Here is a 1,463-nt window from a genome sequence, read left to right on the forward strand (position 1 = left end):
GCCAAATTGTTGACTAGTAGCGTCGACGATTGATCCGTGGCAAAGCAAGCTAAGGGGTTAGGGTTAGGTACGGCGAGGGTCAGGTTAGGGTAAGGGTTAGGGCTAGAGTAGAATTAAGTTAGGGGTTAGGATGGGGGCTAAGACTTACCCATTTGCTCGTTATCACATTGCTGGCCCGCGGGGCAGTCCTCATCAGTCTCGCAGTCCCCAGTAGGTCCGGGATTGCCCCCAGTAGCACTGGGAGCAGCAACAGAAGCAGAACCAGCCAGGGAACCAGAGGAAACCACCGGTGCCGGACTGGAGGAAGGAGGGAGATAAGTTGCCACTTGGGTTGCTAGGGCTTGGTATGTGAGGAGAGGAATAGCGCTCGGGGTGGAGCCGAGAGTAAGGCTGACGTTGGCAACAGTGGGTACTGCTGTTGGACTTGCCAATGGCGTAGGAGAGCTAAAAAACTTCCTGGGGGCTGTAGGGAAGGTGGGGAGGGCAACAACTTGTGGGGCACCCACTTGGGGTCGCCCACTAACCAGGTACGACGGCCACCAGAATTCCCTAGAATTTAGCAAGAAGTGCAAGGAACGAGGAGGGAAACTTACCAATTCCATGACGTAGTCTGAGTCGAATTATCATCTACTGGGACTTCAAGAACCATAGAGGTAAGAGGAGTGACAAAGCCGTAACGAACTGCAAACTCTTCAGCGAGTGCCTCGACAGGATAGGCTGGAAAGTCCCTCACAACGCTTCTGCAGAGTGAGGCAACTGTTACGATAGACACACCTCCGCCAGGCTTCCTCTAGTTGTTGCTTCAGGTAGAAGAAGGCATAGGCACGCTCCAAGGGCATAGAGGGCGTAGTGAGGTTCTTGGCAAAGGATGCCACATAACGCGACTGACTGCTCTCAATCTGCACTGTCACTGTGTTGGGGTTCGTATCCAGGGGGCGACAATAGCGATTGCTAGGCACTAGCGAGCCACCCACTACGATTTCTTTTCCTCTTTCCTTTTGTCTCAGAGGACCGGCATACCAGTAGGGGAAAGTAGGACTCCGTCAGCGTGTTGGGGAGGAGCAGGGTCGAGGTCTGAGCATCGCAGTACGAAAAGGTTAAGTCGCTCATGACTGGTTGGATATCTACAAAGCATGGGCAGCTGAGAATACCTTCCAGGAAGTGACGAAGGTCCAGTGGGCTAGGCAAAGCCTCCAGGCGGCCCCCCAGGCGGCTAGCCAGGACTGCCAGCTCAGCATTGCGGGCGTGGAGGGCCGCGGCATAGAAGTGAAACCCCGCCCCTTGCTGCAATGGCTCCAGCCTCTCATACACCGCCGTGGCATTATCTATCTCAGGAGTTAAAAAAGGCTCGCCACATAGGACCCTTTACCTGACCTTGGGCCGCTGTCACAAAGACCAGGATGCGTATTCCGTCTGATCTCCATGCATAGCTGAAGGCACTTTCAAGGGTGGAGCCGAGATCT

At 54.6% G+C, this 1,463-nt stretch carries 1 protein-coding gene; it reads right to left on the reverse strand.

What is annotated here, in order from left to right:
• Window positions 1–692: 692 nt before the first annotated feature.
• A complete protein-coding gene (locus tag V6D20_04835) occupies window positions 693–974 on the reverse strand; it encodes a hypothetical protein (GenBank protein ID HEY9815118.1) in 282 nt (93 codons plus the stop codon).
• Between the last annotated feature and the right edge of the window lie 489 nt (window positions 975–1,463).

It is taken from the genome of Candidatus Obscuribacterales bacterium, from assembly GCA_036703605.1.
GTDB lineage: Bacteria > Cyanobacteriota > Cyanobacteriia > RECH01 > RECH01 > RECH01.